24 protein-coding genes and 1 riboswitch are annotated in these 25,378 nt (G+C 60.4%); of the genes, 17 read left to right on the forward strand and 7 right to left on the reverse strand.

All coding sequences use genetic code 11. The annotated features are described in order from the left end of the window. Positions 1-49 precede the first annotated feature (49 nt). Together ABVN21_RS16800 and ABVN21_RS16805 are read left to right on the forward strand one after the other, a co-directional pair. On the forward strand, positions 50-991 hold the full coding sequence (locus tag ABVN21_RS16800; RefSeq protein ID WP_339554158.1) for a folate-binding protein YgfZ: 942 nt from the start codon (positions 50-52) through the stop codon (positions 989-991). Between the two features lie 37 nt (positions 992-1,028). Continuing rightward, entirely contained in the window at positions 1,029-1,850 is an 822-nt protein-coding gene (locus tag ABVN21_RS16805) for an HDOD domain-containing protein (RefSeq protein WP_339554157.1), read from the forward strand. A gap of 170 nt (positions 1,851-2,020) precedes the next feature. Here ABVN21_RS16805 and ABVN21_RS16810 read toward each other — a convergent pair whose 3' ends face one another. Further along, positions 2,021-3,409, reverse strand: coding sequence for a sensor histidine kinase N-terminal domain-containing protein (locus ABVN21_RS16810; RefSeq protein WP_339554156.1), 1,389 nt, complete (start codon positions 3,407-3,409; stop codon positions 2,021-2,023). Then, on the reverse strand, positions 3,402-4,073 hold the full coding sequence (locus ABVN21_RS16815) for a response regulator (protein WP_339554155.1): 672 nt from the start codon (positions 4,071-4,073) through the stop codon (positions 3,402-3,404). Before ABVN21_RS16815 ends, ABVN21_RS16810 begins: the two co-directional genes overlap by 8 nt. A gap of 432 nt (positions 4,074-4,505) precedes the next feature. On the opposite strand from ABVN21_RS16815, the gene ABVN21_RS16820 reads away from it, so the two are divergent. Genes ABVN21_RS16820 through ABVN21_RS16835 form a run of 4 tightly spaced genes read left to right on the forward strand, consistent with a single transcriptional unit; the run spans position 4,506 to position 8,507 of the window. After that, on the forward strand, positions 4,506-5,441 hold the full coding sequence (locus tag ABVN21_RS16820; RefSeq protein ID WP_339554208.1) for a tripartite tricarboxylate transporter substrate binding protein: 936 nt from the start codon (positions 4,506-4,508) through the stop codon (positions 5,439-5,441). A gap of 58 nt (positions 5,442-5,499) precedes the next feature. Continuing rightward, positions 5,500-5,958 carry a tripartite tricarboxylate transporter TctB family protein gene (locus tag ABVN21_RS16825; protein ID WP_339554154.1) on the forward strand — a complete coding sequence of 153 codons (459 nt, stop codon included), beginning with the start codon at positions 5,500-5,502 and terminating at the stop codon, positions 5,956-5,958. Position 5,959: 1 nt separating this feature from the next. Further along, on the forward strand, positions 5,960-7,474 hold the full coding sequence (locus ABVN21_RS16830) for a tripartite tricarboxylate transporter permease (protein WP_339554153.1): 1,515 nt from the start codon (positions 5,960-5,962) through the stop codon (positions 7,472-7,474). After that, positions 7,467-8,507, forward strand: a complete 1,041-nt coding sequence (locus ABVN21_RS16835; RefSeq protein WP_339554152.1) for an AbrB family transcriptional regulator — start codon at positions 7,467-7,469, stop codon at positions 8,505-8,507. Before ABVN21_RS16830 ends, ABVN21_RS16835 begins: the two co-directional genes overlap by 8 nt. A 59-nt stretch (positions 8,508-8,566) precedes the next feature. Here the strand turns inward: ABVN21_RS16835 and ung are convergent, their stop codons facing one another. Then, positions 8,567-9,259, reverse strand: coding sequence for a uracil-DNA glycosylase (ung, locus tag ABVN21_RS16840; RefSeq protein WP_339554151.1), 693 nt, complete (start codon positions 9,257-9,259; stop codon positions 8,567-8,569). 132 nt (positions 9,260-9,391) lie between these two features. Between ung and ABVN21_RS16845 the strand changes: the two genes are divergently transcribed. Further along, complete coding sequence (locus ABVN21_RS16845; protein ID WP_339554150.1) at positions 9,392-10,504, forward strand: enoyl-CoA hydratase/isomerase family protein; 1,113 nt, start codon at positions 9,392-9,394, stop codon at positions 10,502-10,504. Between the two features lie 49 nt (positions 10,505-10,553). Here ABVN21_RS16845 and ABVN21_RS16850 read toward each other — a convergent pair whose 3' ends face one another. Beyond that, complete coding sequence (locus tag ABVN21_RS16850) at positions 10,554-11,000, reverse strand: hypothetical protein (protein WP_339554149.1); 447 nt, start codon at positions 10,998-11,000, stop codon at positions 10,554-10,556. A gap of 338 nt (positions 11,001-11,338) precedes the next feature. Next, positions 11,339-11,438: riboswitch (guanidine-I (ykkC/yxkD leader) on the forward strand. Between the two features lie 61 nt (positions 11,439-11,499). On the opposite strand from ABVN21_RS16850, the gene ABVN21_RS16855 reads away from it, so the two are divergent. The 9 genes from ABVN21_RS16855 to ABVN21_RS16895 all read left to right on the forward strand — a co-directional run bounded on the left by ABVN21_RS16855 (position 11,500) and on the right by ABVN21_RS16895 (position 22,852). Further along, complete coding sequence (locus ABVN21_RS16855) at positions 11,500-12,567, forward strand: putative urea ABC transporter substrate-binding protein (protein WP_339554148.1); 1,068 nt, start codon at positions 11,500-11,502, stop codon at positions 12,565-12,567. 15 nt (positions 12,568-12,582) lie between these two features. After that, a complete protein-coding gene (locus ABVN21_RS16860) occupies positions 12,583-13,398 on the forward strand; it encodes an ABC transporter permease (protein ID WP_218437287.1) in 816 nt (271 codons plus the stop codon). Further along, on the forward strand, positions 13,395-14,183 hold the full coding sequence (locus tag ABVN21_RS16865) for an ABC transporter ATP-binding protein (RefSeq protein WP_339554147.1): 789 nt from the start codon (positions 13,395-13,397) through the stop codon (positions 14,181-14,183). The genes ABVN21_RS16860 and ABVN21_RS16865 overlap by 4 nt, the downstream gene beginning before the upstream one ends. A 13-nt stretch (positions 14,184-14,196) precedes the next feature. Beyond that, positions 14,197-14,922: an urea amidolyase associated protein UAAP1 gene (locus ABVN21_RS16870; RefSeq protein WP_339554146.1), complete on the forward strand. Its 726-nt coding sequence runs from the start codon at positions 14,197-14,199 to the stop codon at positions 14,920-14,922. 11 nt (positions 14,923-14,933) lie between these two features. Continuing rightward, positions 14,934-15,575, forward strand: coding sequence for an urea amidolyase associated protein UAAP2 (locus ABVN21_RS16875; RefSeq protein WP_339554145.1), 642 nt, complete (start codon positions 14,934-14,936; stop codon positions 15,573-15,575). A 273-nt stretch (positions 15,576-15,848) separates the two neighbouring features. Continuing rightward, positions 15,849-19,463 carry an urea carboxylase gene (uca, locus tag ABVN21_RS16880; RefSeq protein ID WP_339554144.1) on the forward strand — a complete coding sequence of 1,205 codons (3,615 nt, stop codon included), beginning with the start codon at positions 15,849-15,851 and terminating at the stop codon, positions 19,461-19,463. A gap of 25 nt (positions 19,464-19,488) precedes the next feature. Then, positions 19,489-21,267 carry an allophanate hydrolase gene (atzF, locus tag ABVN21_RS16885; protein ID WP_339554143.1) on the forward strand — a complete coding sequence of 593 codons (1,779 nt, stop codon included), beginning with the start codon at positions 19,489-19,491 and terminating at the stop codon, positions 21,265-21,267. Between the two features lie 267 nt (positions 21,268-21,534). After that, positions 21,535-21,972 (forward strand): GNAT family N-acetyltransferase, encoded by a 438-nt coding sequence (locus ABVN21_RS16890; RefSeq protein ID WP_339554142.1) that lies wholly within the window; start codon positions 21,535-21,537, stop codon positions 21,970-21,972. 61 nt (positions 21,973-22,033) lie between these two features. Next, positions 22,034-22,852: a methyltransferase gene (locus ABVN21_RS16895; RefSeq protein ID WP_339554141.1), complete on the forward strand. Its 819-nt coding sequence runs from the start codon at positions 22,034-22,036 to the stop codon at positions 22,850-22,852. A gap of 24 nt (positions 22,853-22,876) precedes the next feature. Here ABVN21_RS16895 and def read toward each other — a convergent pair whose 3' ends face one another. The 3 genes from def to ABVN21_RS16910 form a co-directional block, all read right to left on the reverse strand. Beyond that, positions 22,877-23,416: a peptide deformylase gene (gene def / locus ABVN21_RS16900; protein ID WP_339554140.1), complete on the reverse strand. Its 540-nt coding sequence runs from the start codon at positions 23,414-23,416 to the stop codon at positions 22,877-22,879. Next, positions 23,413-24,375 carry a YihY/virulence factor BrkB family protein gene (locus tag ABVN21_RS16905; protein ID WP_339554139.1) on the reverse strand — a complete coding sequence of 321 codons (963 nt, stop codon included), beginning with the start codon at positions 24,373-24,375 and terminating at the stop codon, positions 23,413-23,415. The genes def and ABVN21_RS16905 overlap by 4 nt, the downstream gene beginning before the upstream one ends. A 176-nt stretch (positions 24,376-24,551) precedes the next feature. Then, positions 24,552-24,743, reverse strand: coding sequence for a CsbD family protein (locus tag ABVN21_RS16910; RefSeq protein ID WP_339554138.1), 192 nt, complete (start codon positions 24,741-24,743; stop codon positions 24,552-24,554). Positions 24,744-24,942: 199 nt separating this feature from the next. Between ABVN21_RS16910 and ABVN21_RS16915 the strand changes: the two genes are divergently transcribed. Continuing rightward, a complete protein-coding gene (locus tag ABVN21_RS16915; RefSeq protein WP_007990351.1) occupies positions 24,943-25,320 on the forward strand; it encodes a hypothetical protein in 378 nt (125 codons plus the stop codon). The last annotated feature ends 58 nt before the right edge of the window (positions 25,321-25,378 follow it).

Below are 25,378 nucleotides of genomic sequence, written 5' to 3' on the forward strand. Positions count from 1 at the left end.
AGGGCGCACCCTTATCATGTCCGCCAGACTCTTTACCCTGCGATGACCCATGGCCGATTCTGCTTTTTTCTGCACGCTGTCTCATGAAGGTGTTCTTGCGGTCCGCGGTGCGGACGCCGGCAAGTTCCTGCAAGGCCAATTGACCTGCAACCTCAATTACTTGAGCGACACCCAGGCCAGCCTCGGCGCGCGCTGCACGCAGAAAGGCCGGATGCAGTCGAGCTTCCGCATTCTGCTCGAAGGCGACGGCGTGCTCTTGGCCATGGCTAGCGAGCTGCTGGAACCGCAACTGGCAGACCTGAAAAAGTACGCGGTGTTCTCCAAGTCCAAACTGACCGATGAAAGCTCGGCCTGGGTCCGTTTCGGCATCGACCATGGCGACGCCGCGCTGATCAGCCTCGGCCTGGTACTGCCCGCAGAAACTGACAGCGTAGTGCGCAATGACGGGCTGATCGCCATTCGCGTGTCGCCCGATCGCGCCGAACTCTGGGTCGCTGCCGACAAGGCGGCAGACATAAAGGGCAAGCTGTCCGCCCTGCTGGCTGAAGGCGATCTGGATCAATGGCTGCTCGGCCAGGTCCGCGCCGGGATTGGTCAAGTGATGCCTAATACTCGCGAGCTGTTCATCCCGCAGATGCTCAACCTGCAAGCCGTGGGTGGCGTGAGTTTCAAAAAAGGCTGTTACACCGGCCAGGAAATCGTCGCGCGTATGCAGTACCTGGGCAAACTCAAACGTCGTTTGTATCGCCTGCAACTGGATGCCAACGAACTGCCTGAGCCCGGCACCCAGCTGTTTTCCCCGAGCCACGGCAGTTCGATCGGCGAAGTGGTGCTAGCTGCACATGCCGGGCAAAACATTGAACTGCTGGCCGTGTTGCAAGCCGAAGCTGCAGAGGGTGGCGACATACACGTCGGTGCGCTCGACGGCCCTGCCCTGCACTTGCTCGACCTGCCTTACCAACTGGACCGCGACCGCGAGATCCAGCGCTGACAGCAGTACATTTTTTTGCGACACCTAGAGAAATGAAATGAGTGAGCTGGCGGAAAAGGTCCAACAGGATTTGGTTGAGGCCATCGATAACGATGACCTGGTTCTGCCAACATTGCCGGAAGTGGCTTTGCAGATTCGCAAGGCAGCTGAAGATCCGGACATCAGCATCAGCACCCTGAGCAAAGTGATCGGCCGCGACGCCGCGCTGTCGGCGCGCCTGATCAAAGTTGTTAACAGTCCGTTGCTGCGCGCGACTCAGGAAGTCACCGAACTGCACACTGCGATCACTCGCCTGGGCATCAACTACAGCAGCAACCTGGCAATCGGCCTGGTCATGGAACAGATCTTTCATGCCCGTTCCGAAGCGGTTGAACAGAAAATGCGCGAAGTCTGGCGCAAAAGCCTGGAAATCGCCGGCGTCAGTTACGCACTCTGCCGCAACTACACTCAACTCAAGCCCGATCAAGCAGCCCTTGGCGGGTTGGTGCATCAGATCGGCATACTGCCGATCCTGACCTACGCCGAAGACCACTATGAGCTGCTGTCCGACCCGGTCAGTCTCAATCACGTAATCGATCAGATTCACCCGATCCTCGGCGACAAATTGCTCAGGGTCTGGGAGTTTCCGGAAATGCTGGTGCAGGTACCGAAGCTATACCTGAACTTTAAGCGACAGTCCGCAAAGGTTGACTATGTTGATCTGGTGCAAGTGGCCAGCCTGTATTGCCATAAAGACACCGACCACCCGATTTCACGCATTGACGCCTTCAGCGTGCCATCCTTCAAAAAGCTCGGAATCGATCCTGATAACAAGGCAATGTGTGCCGATCTGGAAGAAACCCGGTCGATGTTTTATTGAATCTAAACCGTCACTTATGACGAGGGAGCTTGCTCCCGCCGGGCTGCGAAGCGGCCCCAAACCGTACTCCACGGGGATTCAGATAAACCGCATTTATCGACTTTCGACTGCTGCGCAGCCGAGCGTGACGGTGCGGCGATCCGACAAGCTTCCTCGCCACAAAGCGGTGCTTACTCCCCCGCAGTAAAACTCACCCGCACCTTCAACCCTGCCTGCTCGCCATCATGCAGGCTGATCTGCGCCAAATGCGCGCGGCAGATTTCGCCGACAATGGCCAGCCCCAGGCCTGTTCCAGCCACTTGCTGGTTGCGACGGTAAAAGCGTTCGAACACACGATCACGCTCATCCAGCGGAATTCCCGGACCATCATCCTCGACCTCCAGCACTGCAGGCGCCGAGACCCGCAGAATGACGTTACCGCCCGGTGGCGTGTGGGCCAGTGCGTTGTCCACCAGATTGCTCAACAGTTCGTTCAGCAAGGTCGGCTCGCCGCGCATCCACACCGGCTCGTCGGCTTCCAACGCCAGCGCCACACCCCGCTTATGGGCCAGCGGCGCCATGGCCATGCCAAGCTCACGCGCCAATTGGCTCAGATCGAGCAATTGAGCGCCGCCTTCGGCAATCGCCCGCGCGCCATTTTCAACACGGGCCAGCGAGAGCAATTGATTGGCCAGATGGGTCAGGCGATCGGTGCCTTGAGCGGCGGTTTCCAGCGTCTCGCGCCAGGTCTGTGGCTCGGTTGAACGCAGACCCAATTCCAGGCGCGCCTTGAGCGCCGCCAACGGGGTGCGCAATTCGTGAGCCGCATCGGCGATGAATTGCGCCTGACGCTCGAACTGCCCGCGCAAGCGTTCGGTAAAGTGGTTGAGCGCGCGTACCAATGGCCATAATTCGTGCTGGACTTCGACCAACGGCAACGGCCGCAGATCATCCGGCTGACGCTCCTCCACCGCCGAACGCAAGCGCTCCAATGGACGCAGTGCCGCGCTGACCGCAAACCACACCATCATCAGTGCCCCGATCGCCAGCATGCCCAGACGCAACAACGTATCCGCCGCCAGGCTGCGGGCCATGCTGACGCGTGCCTCATCGGTCTCCGCCACGCGAATTTCCGCCATGCCGTTCATGTTCGGTTCGCTGACCGCTTTGAGCAGGCTGACCACACGTACGTTCTGCCCCCGATAAGTCGCGTTGTAGAACCGCGCCAGCGCCGGATAATCATCAGTGCGCGGCGTCCCGGGGGGCGGGCCCGGCAGGTTTTCGTAGCCGGAAATCAGCTTTTGGTTGATGTCATTGACCAGGTAAAAAATTCGCCCGGCGCTGTCGTAGGCGAAGGTATCGAGGGCCACGTAAGGCACGTCGAGGCTGAGGCTGCCGTCGCGTTCGGAGAGGCCCGCCGCAATCGTTCGCGCCGAAGCAAGTAAAGTGCGGTCATAAGCCGTGTCGGCCGCTTCGCGACCGTTCCAGTACGCGCTCAAACCGCTGGCCAGCATCAGCACCACCAGCAACAGCGCGAGGTTCCACAGCAACCGCCAGCGCAGGCTGCTGGGCTTATGCATCGCGGCTTTCCAGCAAATAGCCGAGGCCGCGAAAGGTCACGATGGCGACGGGTTGACCGTCGAGTTTCTTGCGCAAGCGGTGCACGTAGATTTCGATGGCGTCGGGGCTGGCCTCTTCGTCGAGCCCGAACACCTGGGAAGCCAGTTGCTCCTTGCTCATCACCCGACCGGGACGGGCAATCAGCGCTTCGAGCACGGCCTGTTCGCGGGAAGTCAGGGACAGCAACTCTTCACCGAGGGTAAAGCGCCGAGTGTCCAGGTCATAGGCCAGCACGCCGCAGCGCTGCATCCGTTCACCGCCCAACACACTACGCCGCAGCAAGGCTTTGACCCGGGCTTCGAGTTCGGTGAGTTCGAACGGTTTGGCCAGGTAATCGTCAGCGCCGAGGTTGAGGCCATGGACCCGATCCTTGACGTCACTGCGCGCGGTCAACATCAATACCGGCAGGTTCTTGCCCCGTGCGCGCAATCGCGCCAGCACTTCGAAACCATCCATGCGCGGCAGGCCGACATCGAGAATCGCCATCGCGTATTCCTCGCTGCCGAGCGCCAGGTCGGCCGCCACGCCATCGTGCAGCACATCCACGGTCAGGCCGGTGCTCTTGAGCGCCTGGGCGACACTTTCGGCGAGCTGCAGATGGTCTTCGACGAGCAGAACACGCATTGATCTTTACCTCATTCAGGGATGGTCGACGCCATTCTTTGGCGCGGAGTTTACAGCGGCATCCGCCGCTGTGAAGCCCGAAAAACCGCGAAAGCCCGATGAAAGGTTAGCGAAAGGTTCGACCATTAGAGTCAAGCCACAGATGGTTTCAATCGCAGCCATCGATCCTGCTTTGAAATGTAGCTCCCGAAAAACGTCTCGATGCGTTTTCGCCAATAAGAACAATAACGAGGTACTTCGCCATGCTGCCCACCCAGCTCCAGCTTTGTCCGCCCCGCCCCTTTTCCCGCTCCCCATCGTTTACGCTTGCCGGCGCCGTTGTCGACTGCGCGAAGCGAAACCGCCGCATCTGAAACATCCCCTATAACAACAACTCCCGTGGAGAAAAAAATGAATCGATCATTGCGCCGTTTCGCCCTCGCCGCCAGTTGCATGCTGTTTGCCAGCCAACTGATGGCCGAGCCCAAGCGCCCGGAATGCATCGCCCCGGCCTCACCGGGTGGTGGTTTCGACCTGACCTGCAAACTGGCGCAAAGCGCGCTGGTCAACGAAAAACTGCTGACCAAACCGATGCGCGTGACCTACATGCCCGGTGGTGTTGGCGCGGTGGCCTACAACGCGGTGGTCGCCCAGCGTCCGGCCGACGCCGGCACGCTGGTGGCTTGGTCTAGCGGTTCGCTGCTGAATCTGGCCCAAGGCAAGTTCGGCCGTTTCGATGAAACCAATGTGCGCTGGCTGGCGGCCGTTGGCACCAGCTACGGCGCCATCGCGGTGAAAAGCGATTCGCCCTACAAGACCCTGGATGATCTGGTAAAGGCGCTGAAGAAAGATCCGAGCAAAGTGGTGATCGGTTCCGGCGGCACCGTCGGCAGCCAGGACTGGATGCAAACCGCGCTGATCGCCAAGGCCGCCGGGATCAACCCGCGTGACCTGCGATACGTCGCCCTCGAAGGCGGCGGCGAAATCGCCACCGCCCTGCTCGGAGGCCATATCCAGGTTGGCAGCACCGACATTTCCGACTCCATGCCGCACATCCAGAGCGGCGACATGCGCCTGTTGGCGGTGTTCTCTGAGAAGCGCCTGGACGAGCCGGAAATGAAAGACATCCCGACCGCCAAAGAGCAAGGCTACGACATCGTCTGGCCGGTGGTTCGCGGTTTCTACCTCGGGCCAAAAGTCAGCGATGAAGATTACGCCTGGTGGAAAGACTCCTTCGACAAGCTGCTGGCCTCGCCTGAGTTCGCCAAGCTGCGCGATCAGCGTGAACTGTTCCCGTTCGCCATGACCGGACCGGAACTGGACACCTACGTGAAGAAGCAAGTCGCGGACTACAAAGTGCTGGCCAAAGAGTTCGGCCTGATCCAGTGATCGCCTCTGTCTAGCGGCTGCGGCTCCGTTTGGCGGGGTCGCGGCGCAGGAGTTCCTCATGCTTCTACAACGCATTTTTGCTTCCGTGCTGTTGCTCGTCTGCCTTGGGCTGGCACTGATGGCATGGCCGTACCAAGCGGATTTTTCCTACGAACCAGTCGGCCCCCGGGCGTTTCCACTGCTGATGCTCGGCCTGATGGGCTGCGCTCTGCTGTACATGGCGTTTCGCCCGACGCTGATCGTGCACAGCGAAGAAGACCCGGAGCTGGACCGTGAAACCCTGATCAAGATTGGCATCTGCGTCGTGCTGTTGCTGATCTTTGCCGGGTTGTTCGAACCCCTGGGCTTCATTCTCAGCAGCATCCTGATCGGCATTCCGATGGCGCGCCTCTACGGCGGTCGCTGGCTGCCCAGCGTGGTCGTCACCACGCTGATGGCCATTGGTCTTTACCTGCTGTTCGACAAGTTGATGGACGTGCCGCTGCCCTTGGGCCTGCTCGACGTTCTGGAGAACTGATATGGATACGCTTGGCTATTTGGGTCAGGGGTTTGGCGTCGCGCTGAGTCCGTACAACCTGGTGACCGCGCTCTGCGGCACCCTGATCGGCACCGTCGTTGGCCTGCTTCCGGGCCTGGGCCCGATCAACGGTGTGGCACTGTTGATCCCGATCGCATTCGCCCTCGGCCTGCCACCGGAGTCGGCACTGATCCTGCTGGCAGCGGTGTACCTGGGATGCGAATACGGCGGCCGGATCAGCTCGATCCTGTTGAACATCCCGGGCGAAGCTTCCACCGTGATGACCACGCTCGACGGCTACCCGATGGCCCGCAAGGGCCTGGCCGGTGTGGCCTTGTCGTTGTCGGCATGGAGCTCGTTCATTGGTGCGTTCATCGCCACTTGCGGCATGGTGCTGTTCGCCCCGCTACTGGCGAAATGGGCGATTGCCTTCGGACCGGCGGAATATTTCGTACTGATGGTGTTCGCGATTGTCTGTCTTGGCGGAATGGCCGGTGACCGGCCGCTGAAGACCTTCATCGCTGCACTGATCGGGCTGTTTCTATCCACGGTCGGCATAGACGCCAACAGCGGCGTTTATCGCTTCACGGGGGACAACATCCACCTGACTGACGGTATTCAATTCGTCGTGTTAGTGCTAGGCCTGTTCTCCATCAGCGAAATCCTCCTGCTGCTAGAAAAAACCCATCGTGGCCAGGAAGCCGTCAAGGCCACTGGCCGCATGATGTTCAACTTTAAGGAGGCTTCGGCAGTCTTCGTGGTGAACATTCGTTGCGGAGTGTTCGGTTTCATCATGGGGGTATTACCGGGTGCCGGCGCGACCCTGGCCAGCGCCGTGGCCTACATGACTGAAAAACGTATTGCCGGCGCCAAGGGTACCTTCGGCCAGGGCGACATGCGCGGCCTGGCTGCGCCGGAAACCGCCATCGGTGCTTCCGCCTGTGGCGCGCTGGTGCCGATGTTGACGCTCGGTGTTCCGGGCTCGGGCACCACCGCCGTGATGATCGGCGCCCTGTCGCTGTACAACATCACGCCGGGTCCACTGCTGTTCCAACAGCAACCGGACATCGTCTGGGGCCTGATTGCCTCGTTGTTTATCGCCAACATCATGCTGGTGATCCTCAACATTCCGATGATCCGCATCTTCACCCGCATCCTCGCTGTGCCGAACTGGGCACTGGTGCCGGTGATCGCAATCATTACCGGGATCGGCGTCTATGCGGTGCATGCCACAACCTTCGACCTGTTCTTGATGGTCGGCATCGGTATCTTCGGCTACATCCTGCGTAAACTGGATTTCCCGCTGTCCCCGGTTTTGCTGGGGTTCATCCTCGGAGGTTTGATGGAGCAGAACCTGCGTCGTGCACTGTCGATTTCCAACGGTGCGCTGGAGATCCTCTGGTCGAGCCCGATCACTTTCGGTGTCTGGGTCCTGACCGTGTTCATGCTGCTGGTGCCGCTGCTGCGGATCTGGCGCAAACGTTCGGTTGCGCGGCGCGTTATTGCCGATGTCTGATCGAACACCTTTCAAAGCCTGGTGGGGAACCCCGCTGGTCGGCCTGCTGGGCGGTTTCCTCGCCAGCCAGGTCGGCTGGCCTTTGCCATGGATGGTCGGCTCGTTGCTGGCGATCATCCTGGTTCGTTGCCTGACGCCCTGGCAACTGGCGGAAATCCCTGGCGGGCGAAAGTGCGGCCAGTGGATCGTCGGCATCGGCATTGGCCTGCACTTCACCCCGATGGTGATGGAGCAGGTGCTGAGTCATTTCGGTTTGATCTTCTTCGGTGCGTTGGTCACCAGCCTGTCCGCTGTGGTCGGGGTCTGGTTGATGCGCCGCACCGGGGAGGATCGCGCCACCGCGTTTTTCTCAAGCATGCCCGGCGGCTCCGGGGAAATGGTCAACCTCGGAGCGCGCAACGGCGCGGTGCTCAGCCGAGTGGCGGCGGGACAAAGTTTGCGGGTGTTGGTGGTGGTGCTATGTGTGCCGGCAGCGTTCAAGTATTGGTTGGGCGACGGTGCACCGGTATTGCACGCCACCGCTGTGGACTGGCGCTGGCTGGCCCTGCTATTCCCCGCCGGTGCTTTGGCCGCATGGATCTGGGAGCGCCTGCGTCAACCCAACCCCTGGCTGTTCGGGCCATTGCTGCTCAGTGCGGCGGTCAGTATCGGTTGGGACCTGCATATCGGTTTGCCTAACGGTGGCAGCCAGATTGGCCAATGGTTGATCGGCAGCGGCCTGGGCTGTCACTTCAACCGGCAGTTTTTCCGGCGTGCGCCTTCGTTCATGGGGCGGACGTTGATTGGTACGGTGTTGACCATGTTGATCGCCACGGCAGCAGCGCTGGGATTGAGCGCCCTGACCCATCTGGATCTGCGTTCGTTGACGTTGGGCATGATGCCTGGCGGGATTGCGGAGATGAGCCTGACGGCGGAAACCCTGCAATTGTCAGTGCCGCTGGTGACGGCGATGCAGGTGATGCGGTTGTTGTTTGTGTTGTTTCTGGCGGAGCCGTTGTTCAAGTACTGGAACCGGGCCCCGGAGCAATCCTGACCCCCTTCACCGTGGCGAGGTAGCTTGCTCCCTCGCCACAAAAGCTCAACCAATTCCCATCAAATCGGCGGCAACCGCCACTCGATGGGCGTCTCGCCATTCTGTTCCAGAAACTTGTTGGTCCGGCTGAAGTGTCCGCAACCGAGGAAGCCGCGATAGGCCGACAACGGTGACGGATGCACCGACGTCAGCACCAGATGTTTGGTCGCATCAATCAGCTTCTGCTTGCTCTGTGCATGGGCGCCCCACAGCATGAACACCAGATGCGGCTGCTGCTCGCTGACCACTTCAATAATCCGATCGGTAAAGAACTGCCAGCCTTTGTCCTTGTGCGCATTGGCATTGGCACGCTCGACCGTCATGGTGGTGTTGAGCATCAACACGCCCTGATCGGCCCAGCTCTGCAAGTAACCGTGGTTGGGGATGTCGATGTTCAGATCGCGCTTGAGCTCTTTATAGATGTTCACCAGCGACGGCGGTGCCGGCACGCCCGGTTGCACCGAGAAGCACAAGCCATGGGCCTGGCCCGGGCCGTGATAGGGATCCTGACCGAGAATGACGACCTTGACCTTGTCCAGCGGCGTCGAGTTGAGTGCGTTGAAGATCATCGGGCCTGGTGGATAGATTTCCTTGCCGGCCGCCCGCTCCTCTTGCAGGAAATTTCGCAACTCTGCCATGTAGGGCTGGTCGAATTCGGCACGCAGTGCCTCCTTCCAGCTCGGTTCGAGTTTGATACGGTCGTCAGCAGTCATGGTCATACCCGGAAAAATCAATGGGGCGAACCCTAGGAAAGCCCACAACGCTTGTCAATTGATCTGACGCAGATCCGGCACTTTCCCACACAGCGATCATACTTAACCCTCAAATTCCCGATCGAGGTCACGATGAATCTGCACTTCGAAGAACTCACCGGCACCGACGGCGCCCGCATTGGCGTCGCCACACTGGATGCCGAAAAGTCACTGAATGCCCTGTCCTTGCCGATGATCAGCGCCCTGCGCGATCAACTGGACGCCTGGGCCAGGGAACCGCAAATCGTCTGCGTATTATTGCGCGGCAATGGCGCCAAAGCCTTTTGTGCTGGCGGTGAAGTACGCCGCCTGGTGGAGGCCTGCCGAGAGCATCCCGGCGAAGTGCCGCCCTTGGCCGCGCACTTCTTCGCGGCGGAATATCGACTGGACTTCAGCCTGCACACTTATCCCAAACCGCTTATCTGCTGGGGCCATGGCTATGTGCTCGGCGGTGGCATGGGCCTGCTGCAAGGCGCGAGCATTCGGATTGTCATGCCGAGCAGTCGGCTGGCGATGCCGGAGATCAGCATTGGGCTGTATCCGGATGTCGGCGCCAGTTGGTTTCTGTCGCGGCTGCCGGGCAAGCTCGGGTTATTTCTTGGCTTGACCGGTGCCCATATGAACGGTCGCGACGCGATTGATCTGGACCTGGCTGACCGTTTTCTGCTCGATGGACAACAGGAAGATCTCATTGAAGGCCTGCTGCAGTTGAACTGGCAGGAACAGACGCCGATGCAGCTCAACAGTCTGCTCAAGGCCTTGCAGCAGGAAGCGGTCGCACAGATGCCACCAGCACAATGGCTGCCTCGGCGCCAGCAGATCGACGAATTGCTGGATGTCAGTGATGTGAGCTGTGCCTGGAAAGCCATCAGCCTGCAACGTGACAGCACCGATATGCTGCTCAGTCGTGCGGCAAAAACCATGAGCGAAGGCTCGCCACTGACCGCGCATCTGGTCTGGGAACAAATAGTTCGGGCCCGGCACATGTCTCTCGCTGAGGTTTTTCAGATGGAGTACACCCTGAGCCTCAACTGCTGCCGTCATCCGGAATTCAGCGAAGGGGTGCGGGCACGGTTGATTGATAAGGACCAGAAACCACACTGGCATTGGCCGGACATCAACAATGTGCCGGATGCCGTGATCGAGGCGCATTTCCACAAGGTTTGGGAAGGCCGTCATCCACTGGCGGATTTATCGGACTATTAAAATCCGGGCACAAAAAAACGGCGCTTGATGCGCCGTTTTTTATGGGTGATTAACGGTGGTTGCCACGGCCGTTGTTGTCACCTCGTCCGCCGTGATTGTTGTTGCGCCCGCCGCGGTGATCGTTGTCCCAGCCGCCGCGATTACGGCCGTCCCAACCTTGATTCTGATGCGCCCGGTAATCGGGGCGCGCCTGATAATGGCGTGGCGATGGCTGGTAATAACGCGGCGCCGGTTGATAGACCCGCGGCTGGTGGTAATAGCGCGGCGTAGGCTGGTAATACCGCGCTGGCGGCGCGTAGTAGCGGCGCTGTGGCGTGTAGTAACCGCCGCCATTGGAATAATAAGAACTGCCCCCCGCGTAATAAGGCGCTGGCGAGGTGTAGACCTCTGAACTGTAGTAGCTGGCTCCTCCATCGGAATACGGCACGCACCCACCAAGGGACAATCCCAATGCAGCAATCATGAGAATTCGGCGCAGCGTTTTTTGATAGAGCATGGCGGCCTCCTGGACCGCGAGTGAGCCACACCAGCGACGCTGGTGGGCGACAGTCAATTATTCGGTGACTGTCGATAGATCAGACATCGGTTTCAATTTCTGGTGCGGTCTTGCAACAAGTTGAAACATCTCGCCGATGAAAGGTTTTTCATCTGCCCCATCGTGGCAACACGATCCATTGCGGTGCATCGACGCACCATCAGAAGGCGGCCCATCTTATCCCTCGCCTCACGACAATCGCCCGAAGCCCGGGCCAGAGCGCCTGAGCAGACTTGGCACGGCTCTCGCTTTACCAAATGTGTGCAGGAGTCATCACAAGGTTCGCGGCACCACAATTTGCAATGGCTGACTAGGGTTCCGGCTCGCTTCGCGAGTGACTGGTCCGAGAGTTGGCGACCTCCAGTTGAGGTTACACGGCGGGACAAAAGCCCGGGAGACAAGCCACCGTTCGCGGTGCCGCGTTGCCTTCTGCCCGCCCTTGATCAACTGGAGAACCACCATGTCCCAGCTTCGTTTACCCGCCCTGCTCGCCGCTGCTTTCGCAGCCTTCTTGAGCTTCTCTGCCCAAGCCGCACAAAAAGACCACTTCAGCGTCTGCTGGACGATCTATGCCGGCTGGATGCCCTGGGAATACGCCGGCAGCCAAGGCATCGTCGACAAATGGGCGAAGAAGTACGGCATCAAGATTGATGTGGTGCAGCTCAATGACTACGTCGAATCGATCAATCAGTACACCGCCGGCCAATTCGACGGTTGCACCATGACCAACATGGATGCGCTGACCATTCCGGCGGCCGGTGGCGTCGACAGCACGGCGCTGATCGTCAGCGACTTCTCCAACGGCAACGACGGCATCGTGCTCAAGGGCGAAGGCAAACAAGTCACAGACCTCAAGGGCATGGACGTCAACCTGGTCGAGCTCTCGGTTTCCCACTACCTGCTGGCCCGGGCCCTGGATTCGGTCGACCTCACCGAGAAAGACCTGAAAGTGGTCAACACCTCCGACGCCGATATCTCGGCCGCTTTCAACACCGATCAGGTCAACGCCGTCACCACCTGGAACCCGATGCTCTCGGACATCAAGGCCAAGCCTGCGGTGACCGAAGTCTTCAACTCCAGCCAGATCCCCGGCGAAATCATGGACATGATGGTCGTCAACTCCCAGACCCTCAAAGACAACCCGGCCCTCGGTAAAGCGCTGACCGGTGCCTGGTTCGAAGTGGTCGAGTTGATGAACGCGAAAAACGCCGCGAGCAAGGTCGCACTCGAACACATGGCCAAAGCCTCGGGCACCGACCTCGCCGGATTCCAGGCGCAACTGGACACCACCAAACTGTTCGCCACGCCTCAAGAAGCCCTGGCGTTCAGCACCAGCAAGCAACTGCCGGAAACCATGCGCAAGGTCGCCGAGTTCTCGTTCCAGCACGGCTTGCTGGGTGAAGGCGCCAAGGACACCAGCGCAGTCGGCATGGCCTTCGCCAACGGTGTGACCAGCGGCGACAAGGGCAACCTCAAGCTGCGCTTCGATCCGAGTTACGTGCAGATGGCCGCTGACGCCAAGCTGTAAGAAGAGGACCTGGCCATGCGCCTGATCAATCGCCATCCGGATCGCCCGAGTCGCCTGTTGTTGGTGATCCTGCCATTCGCCCTGGTGCTGTTCGCCTATTTCATGGGCTCGGCCGAACGGCTGACGGACAACCCCAACGACAAGCTCCTGCCGAGCGCCGTGCAAATGACCGACGCGGTCAAACGCCTGGCCTTCGTCGCCGATAGCCGCACCGGTGAATACGTGCTCTGGCAAGACACCGCGTCCAGCCTGCGTCGCCTGGCCATCGGCCTTGGCATCAGCGCCTTGGCCGGGCTGTGCCTGGGCATGGCCGCTGGCACCCTGCCGCTGTTCGGCGCGCCGTTGTCGCCGTTGCTGACGGTGCTGTCGATGGTGCCGCCGCTGGCCATCCTGCCGATCCTGTTCATCGTTTTCGGTCTTGGGGAATTGTCGAAGGTGATGCTGATCGTCATCGGCATCACCCCGGCCCTGGCCCGTGACCTGGAACAGCGCGCCCGGGAAATTCCCGTGGAGTTGCTGATCAAGGCTCAGACCCTCGGCGCTTCGACCTGGACCCTGATGCTGCGCGTGGTGCTGCCGCAACTACTGCCACGCTTGTTGATCTCGCTGAGGCTGATGCTCGGCTCGGCGTGGTTGTTCCTGATCGCCGCCGAAGCCATCGCCTCCACCGACGGCCTCGGCTACCGGATTTTTCTGGTGCGCCGCTACCTGGCGATGGACGTGATCCTGCCCTACGTGGTGTGGATCACCTTGCTCGCCTGGCTGATGGATTGGGGCCTCAAGCGCCTGACCCAACGTGCGTTCCCTTGGTACGAAGGAGCGCGGGCATGAGCTTTATCACGGTGAAAAACGTCTGGCAGCAATACGCCGATCAGGTGGTGCTCGAAGGGCTGAATTTGAACGTCAACGAGGGTGAATTCTGCACGTTGGTCGGCGCGTCCGGTTGCGGTAAATCGACCTTCCTGCGATTGCTGCTGGGCCAGGAGCGCGCCAGTCGCGGCGAGATCCTGCTTGATGGCCAGCCCTTGGCCGGTGAGCCGGACTCCAGCCGTGGCGTGGTGTTCCAGCGTTACTCGGTGTTCCCGCATCTGAGCGTGCTGGACAACGTTGCCCTCGGCCTCGAATTGCCACGCTCGCCGTTGCTGGGACGCTTGTTCGGCAGCGCCAAACGCGACGCTCGCGAACAGGCGTCGGTGCTGTTGAAAAAAGTCGGGCTCGGCCACTCGCTGGACAAATACCCGGCGCAGCTCTCCGGCGGCATGCAGCAACGGCTGGCCATCGCCCAAGCGCTGATCATGAAGCCGCGGGTGTTGTTGCTTGACGAACCGTTCGGCGCCCTTGATCCGGGCATCCGCAAAGACATGCACGCGTTGCTGCTGGAGCTGTGGCGCGAAACGCAACTGACGGTGTTCATGGTCACCCACGACCTGTCCGAAGGTTTCAGCCTCGGCACCCGCCTGCTGGTGTTCGACAAGGTCCGCGTCGACCCGCACGCCCCCGGTGCCTTTGGCGCGCGCATTACCTACGACATCCCTTTGAACAGCGACCGCCGCGCTCAACGCGCCGCCGTCGACGCCCTGCCGGTGCAACTGGCAGGCACGCTTCGTATCGCTTAGAGGAATTATGACAATGACTGATTCGACTCAACTGTTCCCGCCCTTCGCCGAAGAAATGCTCCCCGGCGGCGGCCATCGCTCCTTCGTGCTGAAACGCGGCCAATTGCTGCGCCTGACGGATATCCGTGGTGGCGCCAACGTCAGCCTGACGCTGCTCAACGCCAACGAAAAAACCGAACGCCTGAACTTGCCCGACAGCCTCAAATGCCAACACACGGCCAAGCTCACCACCGGCCATTGCCTGTACTCGGACATGGGCCGCGTGCTGGCCGCGATCACCGCCGACACCTGCGGCTGGAGCGACAGCCTCGGCGGCGTGCTCTGCGCTGAAGAAGTCGCGGAAAAATACGGCAACGGACGCTATCAGGAACTGCGCAACGGCTTCTTCCGCAATGGCACCGACAACCTATTGGTGGAACTGGGCAAGTGGGGTCTGGGCCTGTCGGATCTGCTGATGACCCTCAACCTGTTCAGCCGCGTGAACGTCGACGACGCCGGGCGTTTCCACTTTGTCGAGGGCAACTCCAAGGCTGGTGACTACATCGAGTTGTACGCACCGATGGACACACTGGTGGTGCTCACCGCCCTGCAACACCCGATGGACCCGTCGCCGGAATACGCGCCGAAACCACTGAAGCTCAGCTGGATGAACGCCGACGCCAGCGTCGCCGAACACTGCCGCACCTCGCGCCCGGAAAACGAGCGCGGCTTCATCAACACCGACCGCCTGTTCGCCTGAGGATCGCTGCCATGTCACTCGCTCTCATCAATACTGAAAAGCAGCCAGAAACCGCGGTCTACCGCGCCACCATCCCCGCCGGCGAACCCTGGCTGATGGAGGTCAAGGCTGGCCAGACTTTGCGCATCCTCGATCTGGAAGGCAATCAAGCCGTCGATACGCTGTTTTACAGCGTGGCCAATCCGAAGGAACGCTACGACGTACAACGCACCTTGCGCCGGCAGAACAGCGTCTACCTGAGCACCGGCAGCGTGCTCTATTCCAACCTCGGCAAGCCGATGCTGACCATCGTCGCCGACACTTGCGGCCGCCACGACACCCTCGGCGGCGCTTGCGCGCAAGAGAGCAACACCGTGCGTTACGCCCTGGAAAAACGCTACATGCACAGCTGCCGCGACAACTACCTGCGCGCCTGTGTGCACGACGGACGCCTGGGCAAGGGTGACATCGGGCCGAACATCAATTTCTTCATGAAAGTTCCGGTCACCGCTGACGGCGGCCTGACTTTCGAAGACGGGATTTCCGCGCCGGGCAAGTACGTCGACCTGCGCGCCGAGATGGACGTGATCGTGCTGATCTCCAACTGCCCGCAACTGAACAACCCGTGCAACGCCTACAACCCGACACCTGCGGAGCTATTGGTATGGAACTGAAACTTTCGCGGTTGCGCCGTTGGTTGTTTGCCTTGTGTCAGGCCCGCTCAGGCCAGTGCATCAAGTAACCCCTCGTCCCTGTAGGAGCTGGCTTGCCAGCGATTGGGCCAGTGCATTCAGCAATGATGTCGACTGACACACCGCTATCGCTGGCAAGCCAGCTCCTGCAGTGGTCCAGGGTGGTTTGAAGAAATCTGATTCTGCCGTCAGGGACGACCCTGGCGCTCATCGAAAAACTGCGGGACGGCCCGCATCCCCTTCAGGGGTTATGCCATGTTCGAAAAAGTCCTGATTGCCAACCGTGGCGCCATTGCCTGCCGAATCCTGCGCACCTTGCGTGAACTGCATGTTGTCGGCGTCGCCGTGTATTCCGAAGCCGATGCCGCAAGCCTGCACATCCTGCAAGCCGATGAAGCCCACAGCCTCGGCGAAGGCGCGGCGGCCGGCACGTATCTGGCGGTCGACAAGATCCTCGCCATCGCCAAAGCCACTGGCGCCACAGCGATCCATCCCGGCTACGGTTTCCTCTCGGAAAACGCTGCGTTCGCCGAAGCCTGCGAAGCGGCCGATATCGCTTTCATCGGCCCGACGCCAGAGCAATTGCGCGTGTTCGGCCTCAAGCACACCGCACGTGCCCTGGCCAAGCAACACGGCGTGCCGATGCTTGAAGGCACCGAGTTGCTCGACAGTCTTGAAGCAGCCTTGATTGCCGGCGAACAGGTCGGCTACCCAGTCATGCTCAAGAGCACCGCCGGCGGTGGCGGTATCGGCATGCGCGTGTGCCGCAGCGCCGCTGAACTGAGCGAATCCTTCGAAGCGGTCAAACGCCTTGGCCAGAACAATTTCAGCGACGCTGGCGTGTTCATCGAAAAGTACATCCAGCGCGCCCGGCATTTGGAAGTGCAGGTGTTTGGCGATGGCCGTGGCGAGGTTATCGCCCTCGGTGTACGGGATTGCTCAGTGCAACGGCGTAACCAGAAAGTCCTTGAGGAAACCCCGGCGCCTAACCTGCCAGACGGCATGGCCGATGAACTGTGCGCGGCGGCGATCAAACTGGCCAAAGCCGTGAATTACCGCAGCGCGGGCACCGTCGAGTTCGTATTCGACAGCGATGCCCAGCGTTTCTATTTCCTCGAAGTGAACACCCGTTTGCAGGTGGAGCACGGCGTCACCGAACAGGTGTGGGGCGTTGATCTGGTGCGCTGGATGGTGCAACTGGCGGCCGGTGATCTGCCGCCGTTGAGCGAATTGAGCCAAGGCTTGAAACCACAGGGCCACGCGATTCAGGCGCGATTGTATGCGGAAGATCCAGGGCGGGACTTCCAGCCAAGTCCGGGCTTGTTGACCGCGGTGAATTTCCCAGCCGCCAACGGCAAACAACTGCGCATCGACACTTGGGTCGAGGCCGGTTGCGAGATTCCGCCCTACTTCGATCCGATGATCGCCAAGGTCATCAGTTGGGCATCGACCCGCGAGCAAGCAGCTGCCGATCTGCATCAAGCACTGGGCGACAGCCTGCTTTATGGCGTTGAAACCAACCGCGATTACCTGCGGCAGATTCTGCTCGATGCACCTTTCGCCAGCGGTCAGCCGTGGACCCGTTGCCTGGAAGGTCTGGTGTATCAGGCCAACACCTTCGAAGTGCTCAGCGCCGGCACCCAGACCAGCGTTCAGGACTATCCGGGGCGCCTTGGTTACTGGGCGGTGGGCGTGCCGCCGTCGGGGCCGATGGACAGTCGCGCGTTGCGCCTGGGCAACCTGTTGCTGGGTAACGAGGAAGGTGCCGCCGCACTGGAAATCACCATGAGCGGGCCTTTGCTGCGCTTCAATTGCGACGCCGTGGTTGCGGTCACGGGCGCGGTGATTCCGCTGACCCTGAACGGTGAAAACGTGCCGATGAACTGCGCATTGCTGGTTCCGGCAGGTGCGACGTTGAGCCTCGGCACAATCGCCGGTGCCGGCGCTCGCAGCTATTTGTGCCTGCGCGGCGGCCTGCAAGTGCCGGATTATCTGGGCAGCAAAAGCACCTTCACCCTCGGCCAGTTCGGCGGGCATGGCGGTCGCGCTTTGCGGGCCGGGGATGTGTTGCACGTACCGGCCTTGAGTGACCGCAGTGTCAATGCGCAGCTGCCTGAACATCAGGTCAGCGAGTTGCCTGCTGTACGGCAGATTCGGGTGATCTACGGCCCACACGGCGCACCGGAATATTTCACCGAGAACTACATCGGCACCTTCTTCGCCACCCAGTGGGAAGTGCATTTCAACTCCAGTCGCACCGGCGTACGCCTGATCGGGCCGAAGCCGGAATGGGTGCGTGCCGATGGGGGCGAGGCTGGCCTGCATCCGTCGAACATTCACGACAATCCGTACGCGATTGGTGCGGTGGACTTCACAGGCGACATGCCGGTGATTCTCGGGCCGGATGGCCCGAGCCTGGGCGGGTTTGTCTGCCCGGTGACGGTGATCGAGGCGGATCTTTGGCAGTTGGGGCAATTAAAGGCTGGGGATAAAATCCAGTTCGTACCCGTGAATCTTGAAGACGCACGAAAACTCTGTAGGAGCTGGCTTGCCAGCGATGTGGCCCCTACAGACACCGCGTCGACTTCATCGCTGGCAAGCCAGCTCCTACAGGGGGTTGTGTCGCCTGTGGTGTTGGATATCGGTCAGGGGGATACGCGGCTGGTCGCGAGGCTGTCGGGCGATACGCATTTACTCCTGGAAATCGGCGCGCCAGAGCTCGATCTGGTCTTGCGCTTCCGCGCCCACGCCCTGATGCAAGCGCTGGAAAGTAAAACCCTGCACGGCGTGATCGACCTGACGCCGGGTATCCGCTCGCTGCAAGTCCACTACCAACCCGAGCAACTGCCGCTGGCCGATTTGCTCGGTATCGTCGCCGGCGAATGGGACGCGGTGTGCGCCGCCAAGGACCTGCAAGTACCGTCACGCATCGTTCATCTGCCGCTGTCCTGGGACGACCCGGCCTGTCAGTTGGCGATCGAGAAATACATGACCACCGTGCGCAAAGATGCCCCGTGGTGCCCAAGCAACCTGGAGTTCATCCGCCGCATCAACGACCTGCCAAACCTCGACGAAGTGCAGCGCACCGTCTTCGACGCCAGCTACCTGGTGATGGGCCTGGGCGACGTTTACCTCGGCGCACCGGTGGCCACGCCGCTCGACCCGCGCCATCGCCTGGTGACCACCAAATACAACCCGGCCCGCACCTGGACCGCGGAAAATTCGGTGGGTATCGGTGGCGCTTACATGTGCGTGTACGGCATGGAAGGCCCCGGCGGTTACCAGTTCGTGGGGCGAACCTTGCAGATGTGGAACCGCTACCGCGACGTCGCAGCGTTCGATGGCAAACCCTGGCTGTTGCGCTTCTTCGACCAGATCCGTTTCTACCCGGTGAGTGCCGATGAACTGCTGCGCATTCGCCGGGATTTCCCCCTCGGGCGCTTCGATCTGAACATCGAGCACAGTCAGCTGAACCTGGCGGATTACCAGGCGTTTCTGGCGAAAGAAGCCGAGACCATTGCCGCGTTTCGTGATCAGCAGAAAGGTGCGTTCAACGCCGAGCGCGAGCGCTGGATTGCCAGTGGCCAGGCGCATTTCGACAGTGAAGAACGGGTACCCGAAGCGAGTGAGGACACACCGTTGGTCAGCGGTCAACAGAGCGTCGACAGCCATATCGCCGGCAACCTCTGGCAGGTTCAGGTCGAGGCCGGCAGCCGGGTCGAGGCCGGTGATGTGCTGGTGATTCTGGAGTCGATGAAGATGGAAATCCCGCTGCTCGCGCCGATGGCCGGCGTGGTCCGGGAGATCCGCGTGCAGCCGGGCTCGGCGGTGCGCGCCGGACAGCGCGTCGTGGTGCTGGAACTCGACTGAACCTATTTTGAAAAGGACGAACACCATGAACATCGATTTGCAACTCGACGCCCTGCGCAACGCTTACCGCGACGGCAGCACCACGCCACGGCAACTGCTTTTGAGCCTGCGCGATAAAGCCGCGGCGCTGAACCCGGACTATCACCTGTTCATCCATTTGCTCAGTGTCGAAGAACTGGAACCGTACCTCGCCGCCCTCGACGGCCGCGACCTCGACAGCCTGCCGCTGTACGGCGTGCCGTTCGCGATCAAGGACAACATCGACCTGGCGGGCATACCGACCACGGCGGCGTGCCCGGCGTATGCCTATGTGCCGGAGCGTTCGGCGACCATCGTCGAGCAATTACTGGCGCTGGGGGCGATTCCGTTGGGCAAGACCAACCTCGACCAATTCGCTACTGGCCTCAACGGCAGTCGCTCGCCGTACGGCGTGTGCCCAAACAGCGTGCTGCCGGAGTATCCGTCGGGCGGTTCCAGCGCCGGGTCGTCACTGGCGGTTGCCCTCGGCGTGGCGAGTTTTTCGCTAGGCACCGACACCGCCGGCTCCGGCCGAGTGCCGGCGGCGTTGAACAACCTGGTGGGAATGAAAGCCAGCAAAGGCTTGATCTCCACAGCGGGCGTAGTACCGGCCTGTCGCACGCTGGACTGCGTCACCACCTTTACCGCGACCGCCCGTGAGGCCAGTCAGTTGCTGGCGCTCACCGCGCACCTCGACCCACGGGACGCTTACAGCCGCAGCAACCCGTTGTGGAATGACGGCTCGGCGTTCGGTGTGCCGCGCCCGTTCCGTTTTGGTGTACCGCGTGCGCAAGACCTGGAGTTTTTCGGCTGCGCTGAAGGCCCATTGTTGTTCACGGATGCCATCGACCAACTCAAGGCCTTGGGCGGTGAAGCGGTGGAGCTGGATCTGTCACCGTTCCTGGAAGCGGCGCGCTTGTTGTACGAAGGCCCGTGGGTCGCCGAGCGCTACAGTGTCGCCGGTGAGTTGATGGAGAAAAACCCGGAAGCCGTATTGCCGGTGATCCGCGCCGTGCTGGCCAAAGCCCCGGCTGTCAACGGCGTGCAGACCTTCCGTGCCCAATATCGACTGCAAGCGCTGAAAGCCTTGTGTGACCAGGCGCTGCAAGATCTTGATTGCGTGGTCACGCCCACCATCGGCCGACCCGTCACACTGGCGGAGCTTGAAGCCGAACCGGTGCTGCGCAATTCCGAACTGGGTTACTACACCAACTTCATGAACCTGCTCGACTACGCCGCCATCGCAGTGCCCAGCGGCTTTATGGACAATGGCCTGCCATGGGGCGTGACGCTGTTTGGGCGGGCATTTACCGATCAATATTTGTTGAGCGTGGCGGATGGCTTGCAGCGCCACCAAGGTTCGGCCGTGCCTGCGCCGACGACGGCGGCACGCAATGATCGCGCGCGACTGGTGGTGTGCGGCGCGCACCTGGATGGCCTGGCACTGAACTGGCAATTGAAGCGACGCGGCGCACGGCTGGTCGAAACCACCCAGAGTTCTTCGGACTATCAACTGTATGCATTGGCCGGCGGCCCGCCGTTTCGCCCGGGCATGGTTCGGGTGAAAGAAGGTGGCGTGGCAATTGCGGTGGAAGTGTGGGAGTTGCCGAGCAGCGAGTTGGGTTCGTTCCTGACCGCAATTCCCGCGCCACTGGGGCTGGGCAAGGTACAGCTGGCGGATGGTCGCTGGGAAAGCGGATTTATCTGTGAGGCTTATGGCTTGGAAGGGGCCGTGAATATCAGTCATCTTGGCGGCTGGCGCGCCTACCTGAAAACCCTCGGCTGAGCAGCCGTTCCCACGCGTGCGTGGGAACGACTTTCAATCATCGCGCGGCAGGTTCAATGACCGAACACATCCACCTTCTTGGCCTTCTTGTCCGCGCGTTTTTCAATGGCGGTTTTCGCCGGTTTTTTCTTCGCTGCTTTCTTTGAATCCATACCTTTGGACATGATCTGTGCTCCACACTGACGGGATGTGAGATCAGGTATACACCTATCCTTGAGTGCGCGTTCTTTTATAATCGCCCGCCTTGCACCCCAACAGTCCGGTCCCATGCCCAGCACCCAATACACACGGCTCGACGAGCCGTTATGGCCGTTGATGAACAAGTTTTATCGCGCCCACCAATCATCGATGAAAGCGGTCCGTGACGCACAATTGTGGGTGGCCAGGCGCGACGAAATCGTCGCTGCGTTGTGCTTGCGTCCGGTGTCCGGAGGGCATTGGCTGACAGGCTTGTTTGTCGATCCGGCCTGCCGAGAACAAGGGGTCGCCGCTGCATTGATTGCCGAAGCGGTGAAAGACCTCGAACTGCCGGTCTGGCTGTTCTGCCATCCCGATTTGCGTGGCTTTTACGAGCGTCGCGGCTTTACCTTCGATCCGCAAATGCCCTACGCCATGGTTGAACGACTGAGCCGTTATGCGCGCAGCAAACCGATGATCGCCATGGGCTTAGAACCGTTGGTTAGGACCACCGTCAATAATGTGTGATCGACCCAAGACTGGCGCGTGCTAGCCTCGCAGTCGACTTTGATTCCGCTCAGGACGCCCCATGAAACCCGCCCTTCTGGCTTTGACGCTGACTGCCCTGCTCACTCCGATCCTCAGCCACGCCGGCACGCCGACGGTGTCCGCCGAGCAATACGCCAAGGTGTTGGCCGGCGATTGGCGCGCACCGGAAAACGTCGCGCGCGATGGCTATCGTCATCCGCAACAGAGTTTGCAATTTTTTGGTTTAGGTCCGAATCAGACCGTGATCGAAATCACCCCGGGCAATGGCTGGTACAGCGAGTTGCTGGCGCCGCTACTCCAGGACGAGGGGCATTACATTGCGGCAGTTCAGGCGCCGACCGTCAGTGACTATGCACGCAAGAATGAAGAGAAGCTGAAGAGCAAGTTCGCCGCCGCGCCTGCGCAGTACGCCAAGGCTCAGGTACTGGAGTTCGATCCGAAAGCCCCGGCATTCGGCCAGCCCGGCTCGGCGGACACGGTGCTGACCTTTCGTAACGTGCACAACTGGGTACTGGCGGACACGGCGCCGCAGATGTTCGAAGCGTTTTTCAAGGTGCTCAAGCCTGGCGGCGTGCTCGGCGTTGTGGATCACCGGGCCAAGGATGGCGCCTCTCTGGAAGACATCAAGCACAGCGGCTACTTGACCACCGACTTCGTGGTCAAACTGGCTACCGATGCCGGGTTCAAGCTAGAGCAGCAGAGTGAAATCAATGCCAATCCGAAGGACACCAAGGATTACCCGGAAGGCGTGTGGACACTCCCACCGGCGTTGACGCTGGGCGACAAGGATCGGGCGAAGTACATGGCGATCGGGGAGTCGGACCGGATGACGTTGCGGTTTGTCAAACCGGTCAAATAACGCCGAAAATCAAATGTGATGGACTCAATCATCCGCATTCGGATCAAGGTCCGGGAACATCACCTCGGTAAAGCCGAACTTGCTGAAATCGCTAATGCGCGACGGGTATAACCGGCCGATCAGGTGATCGCATTCATGCTGCACCACCCGCGCATGGAATCCCGAGGCCATGCGCACGATCGGCTCGCCCTTGGGATCGAAGCCCTCGTAACGGATGTGTTGATAGCGCTCCACCGCGCCGCGCAGTCCGGGCACCGACAAGCAACCTTCGAAACCCTCCTCCAGTGTCGGGCTCAGCGGTGTGATCAGCGGATTGATCAGAATCGTCTGCGGCACCGCTTCAGCGTCCGGATAACGCTCGCTGTGCTCGAAGCCGAAGATCACCAGTTGCAAATCAACGCCGATCTGCGGCGCGGCGAGGCCGACGCCGCCGACGCTTTCCATGGTCTGGAACATGTCGTCGATCAGCTGCCACAACTCGGGGCTGTCGAACATCTCGGCGGGCACAGGCGGGGCAATGCGCAGCAAGCGCTCATCACCCATTTTCAGAATTTCACGGATCATTTGATGACTTCGTCAGTGGTCGGTTTGATCGAGTGGTCCCGGCCCAGCCCCGATACGTGTTGTTTTGGCTCAACCACCGGGCCGTTGTCGCCGGGGACTTTTTCGCCTGGGTCCTTGCCCTCTTTGGACATGTGCTCGATCACTGCATTCATCTCGGCGCCGAGCAACAGCACGGCGGCAGAAATATAGAAGTACAGCAACAGCACGATGATCGCGCCGATACTGCCATACATGGCGTTGTAGTTGGCGAACTCCTTGACGTACAAACCGAAACCCAGCGAGGCGATGATCCACACCACCACCGCCAGCACCGAACCGGGCGTGATAAAGCGAAATTCCTGTTTGACGTCGGGCATCACGTAATAGATCAGCGCCACGGCGATCATCAGCAGAATCACGATCACCGGCCAGCGCGCGATGGTCCAGAGCGTGACGATAAAGTATTCGAGGCCGACTTGTGCGGCGATCCAGCTCATGACTTGCGGCCCGAGCACCATCAGCGCGGCGGCGATCAGCAACATGCCGGCGATGCCGACGGTGTAGATGATCGACAGCGGAAAACGCTTCCAGGCCGGGCGGCCTTCGACCACATCGTAGGCGGCGTTCATCGCGCTCATCATCAGCCGCACACCGGCAGAAGCGGTCCACAGGGCAATCACGATACCCACCGACAGCAGGCCACCCTTGGACTGCTGAAGCTGATCAATCACCGGATTCACTTGCTCCAGGGCCTGGGGCGGCAGCACCAGTTCCGACTGCAGGCGCAGCCAGGAGAAGAAGTCTGGCAGGTGCAGAAAGCCGATCAAGGCGATCAGAAAAAGAATGAAGGGGAACAGCGAAAACAGCATTTGATAGGCCAGCGCCGAAGCATAGGTCGACATCTCGTCGTCGACGAACTCGGTGACCGTGCGCACCATCACACGGTGGATGGGCAGACCTTTCATGTCCGGAAAAATCATTAGCGTCTCCATTCGCCGCAATCAAAATGGGGTTGAAGTCGTGGCGACTCAGGGGCTGTTTTCTACATCAAAGTAGTCTACTTGGCGACTTTGAAACAATTTCCGAGCTCAAGTTCAGGCTGACACAAAAACGGCCATCCGTGGATGGCCGTCGCTTACGCTGATCCAAGGCCGGATCAGGCCTTGTCGACGCCTTTTTTAACTGCGTCCTTGGCTTTGCCCACTGCCTGCTGAGCTTCGCCTTTCTTTTCCTGCACCACGCCTTCGGCGCGCATTTTGTCGTTACCGGTGACCTTGCCAACGCCCTGTTTGACGTTACCAGCGGCTTCGTTGGCCATGCCTTTTACTTTATCGCCTGTGCTGCCCATGGTGTTTCTCCTGTGAACATGTCGATTAATAAAGTGGTTACAGAAGGTTGACCGAGGGTATTTACGTGGAGTTTCATTTATTTTTACCGCGACATTTCATCGATCAAAGCAGGTGGGGCTTTATGTTTGCCCGGCAACCCCCGAGAATGCGCAACGTATTCAGGCTCTGGTGCTGAAGATCCAATCCCGTAGGAATGTTATGAAACTCGATAAAAAGCAGGCCATTGCCCGCAGAAATCAGGAACTCGGCGGTGCTGTGCTTGGCGTCAACAACTGCCACTTCACCGAACTGAACCGCAATCGCAACATCTGGTGGTTCGATATTCCGGTGGCGCGCCTGGCCGTTGGTCAGTACGAGTGGATTCACTTGCTGATGCACACGCCGGACACCGACGAACTGCTGCACCTGAAGGTGCCGACGGTGTTCCTGCGCGAGAAGCTCGAAGGCCTGGTGGTGCGCAATCAAGGTAAACGCAAGGCGGCCCTGAGCCTGGAACTGAGCGCCGACAAGGACTCTTACCTGCAGGACATGCGTCCGGCGGGTACCAACGTCAATTTCGCGCCGTTCCGTCAATAAACCCGATGCCCTGTGGCGAGGGAGCTTGTCGGAACGCCGCACCGTCCCGCTGGGCTGC

This window comes from Pseudomonas sp. MYb327 (genome assembly GCF_040438925.1).
In the GTDB taxonomy this organism is placed as follows: Bacteria; Pseudomonadota; Gammaproteobacteria; order Pseudomonadales; family Pseudomonadaceae; genus Aquipseudomonas.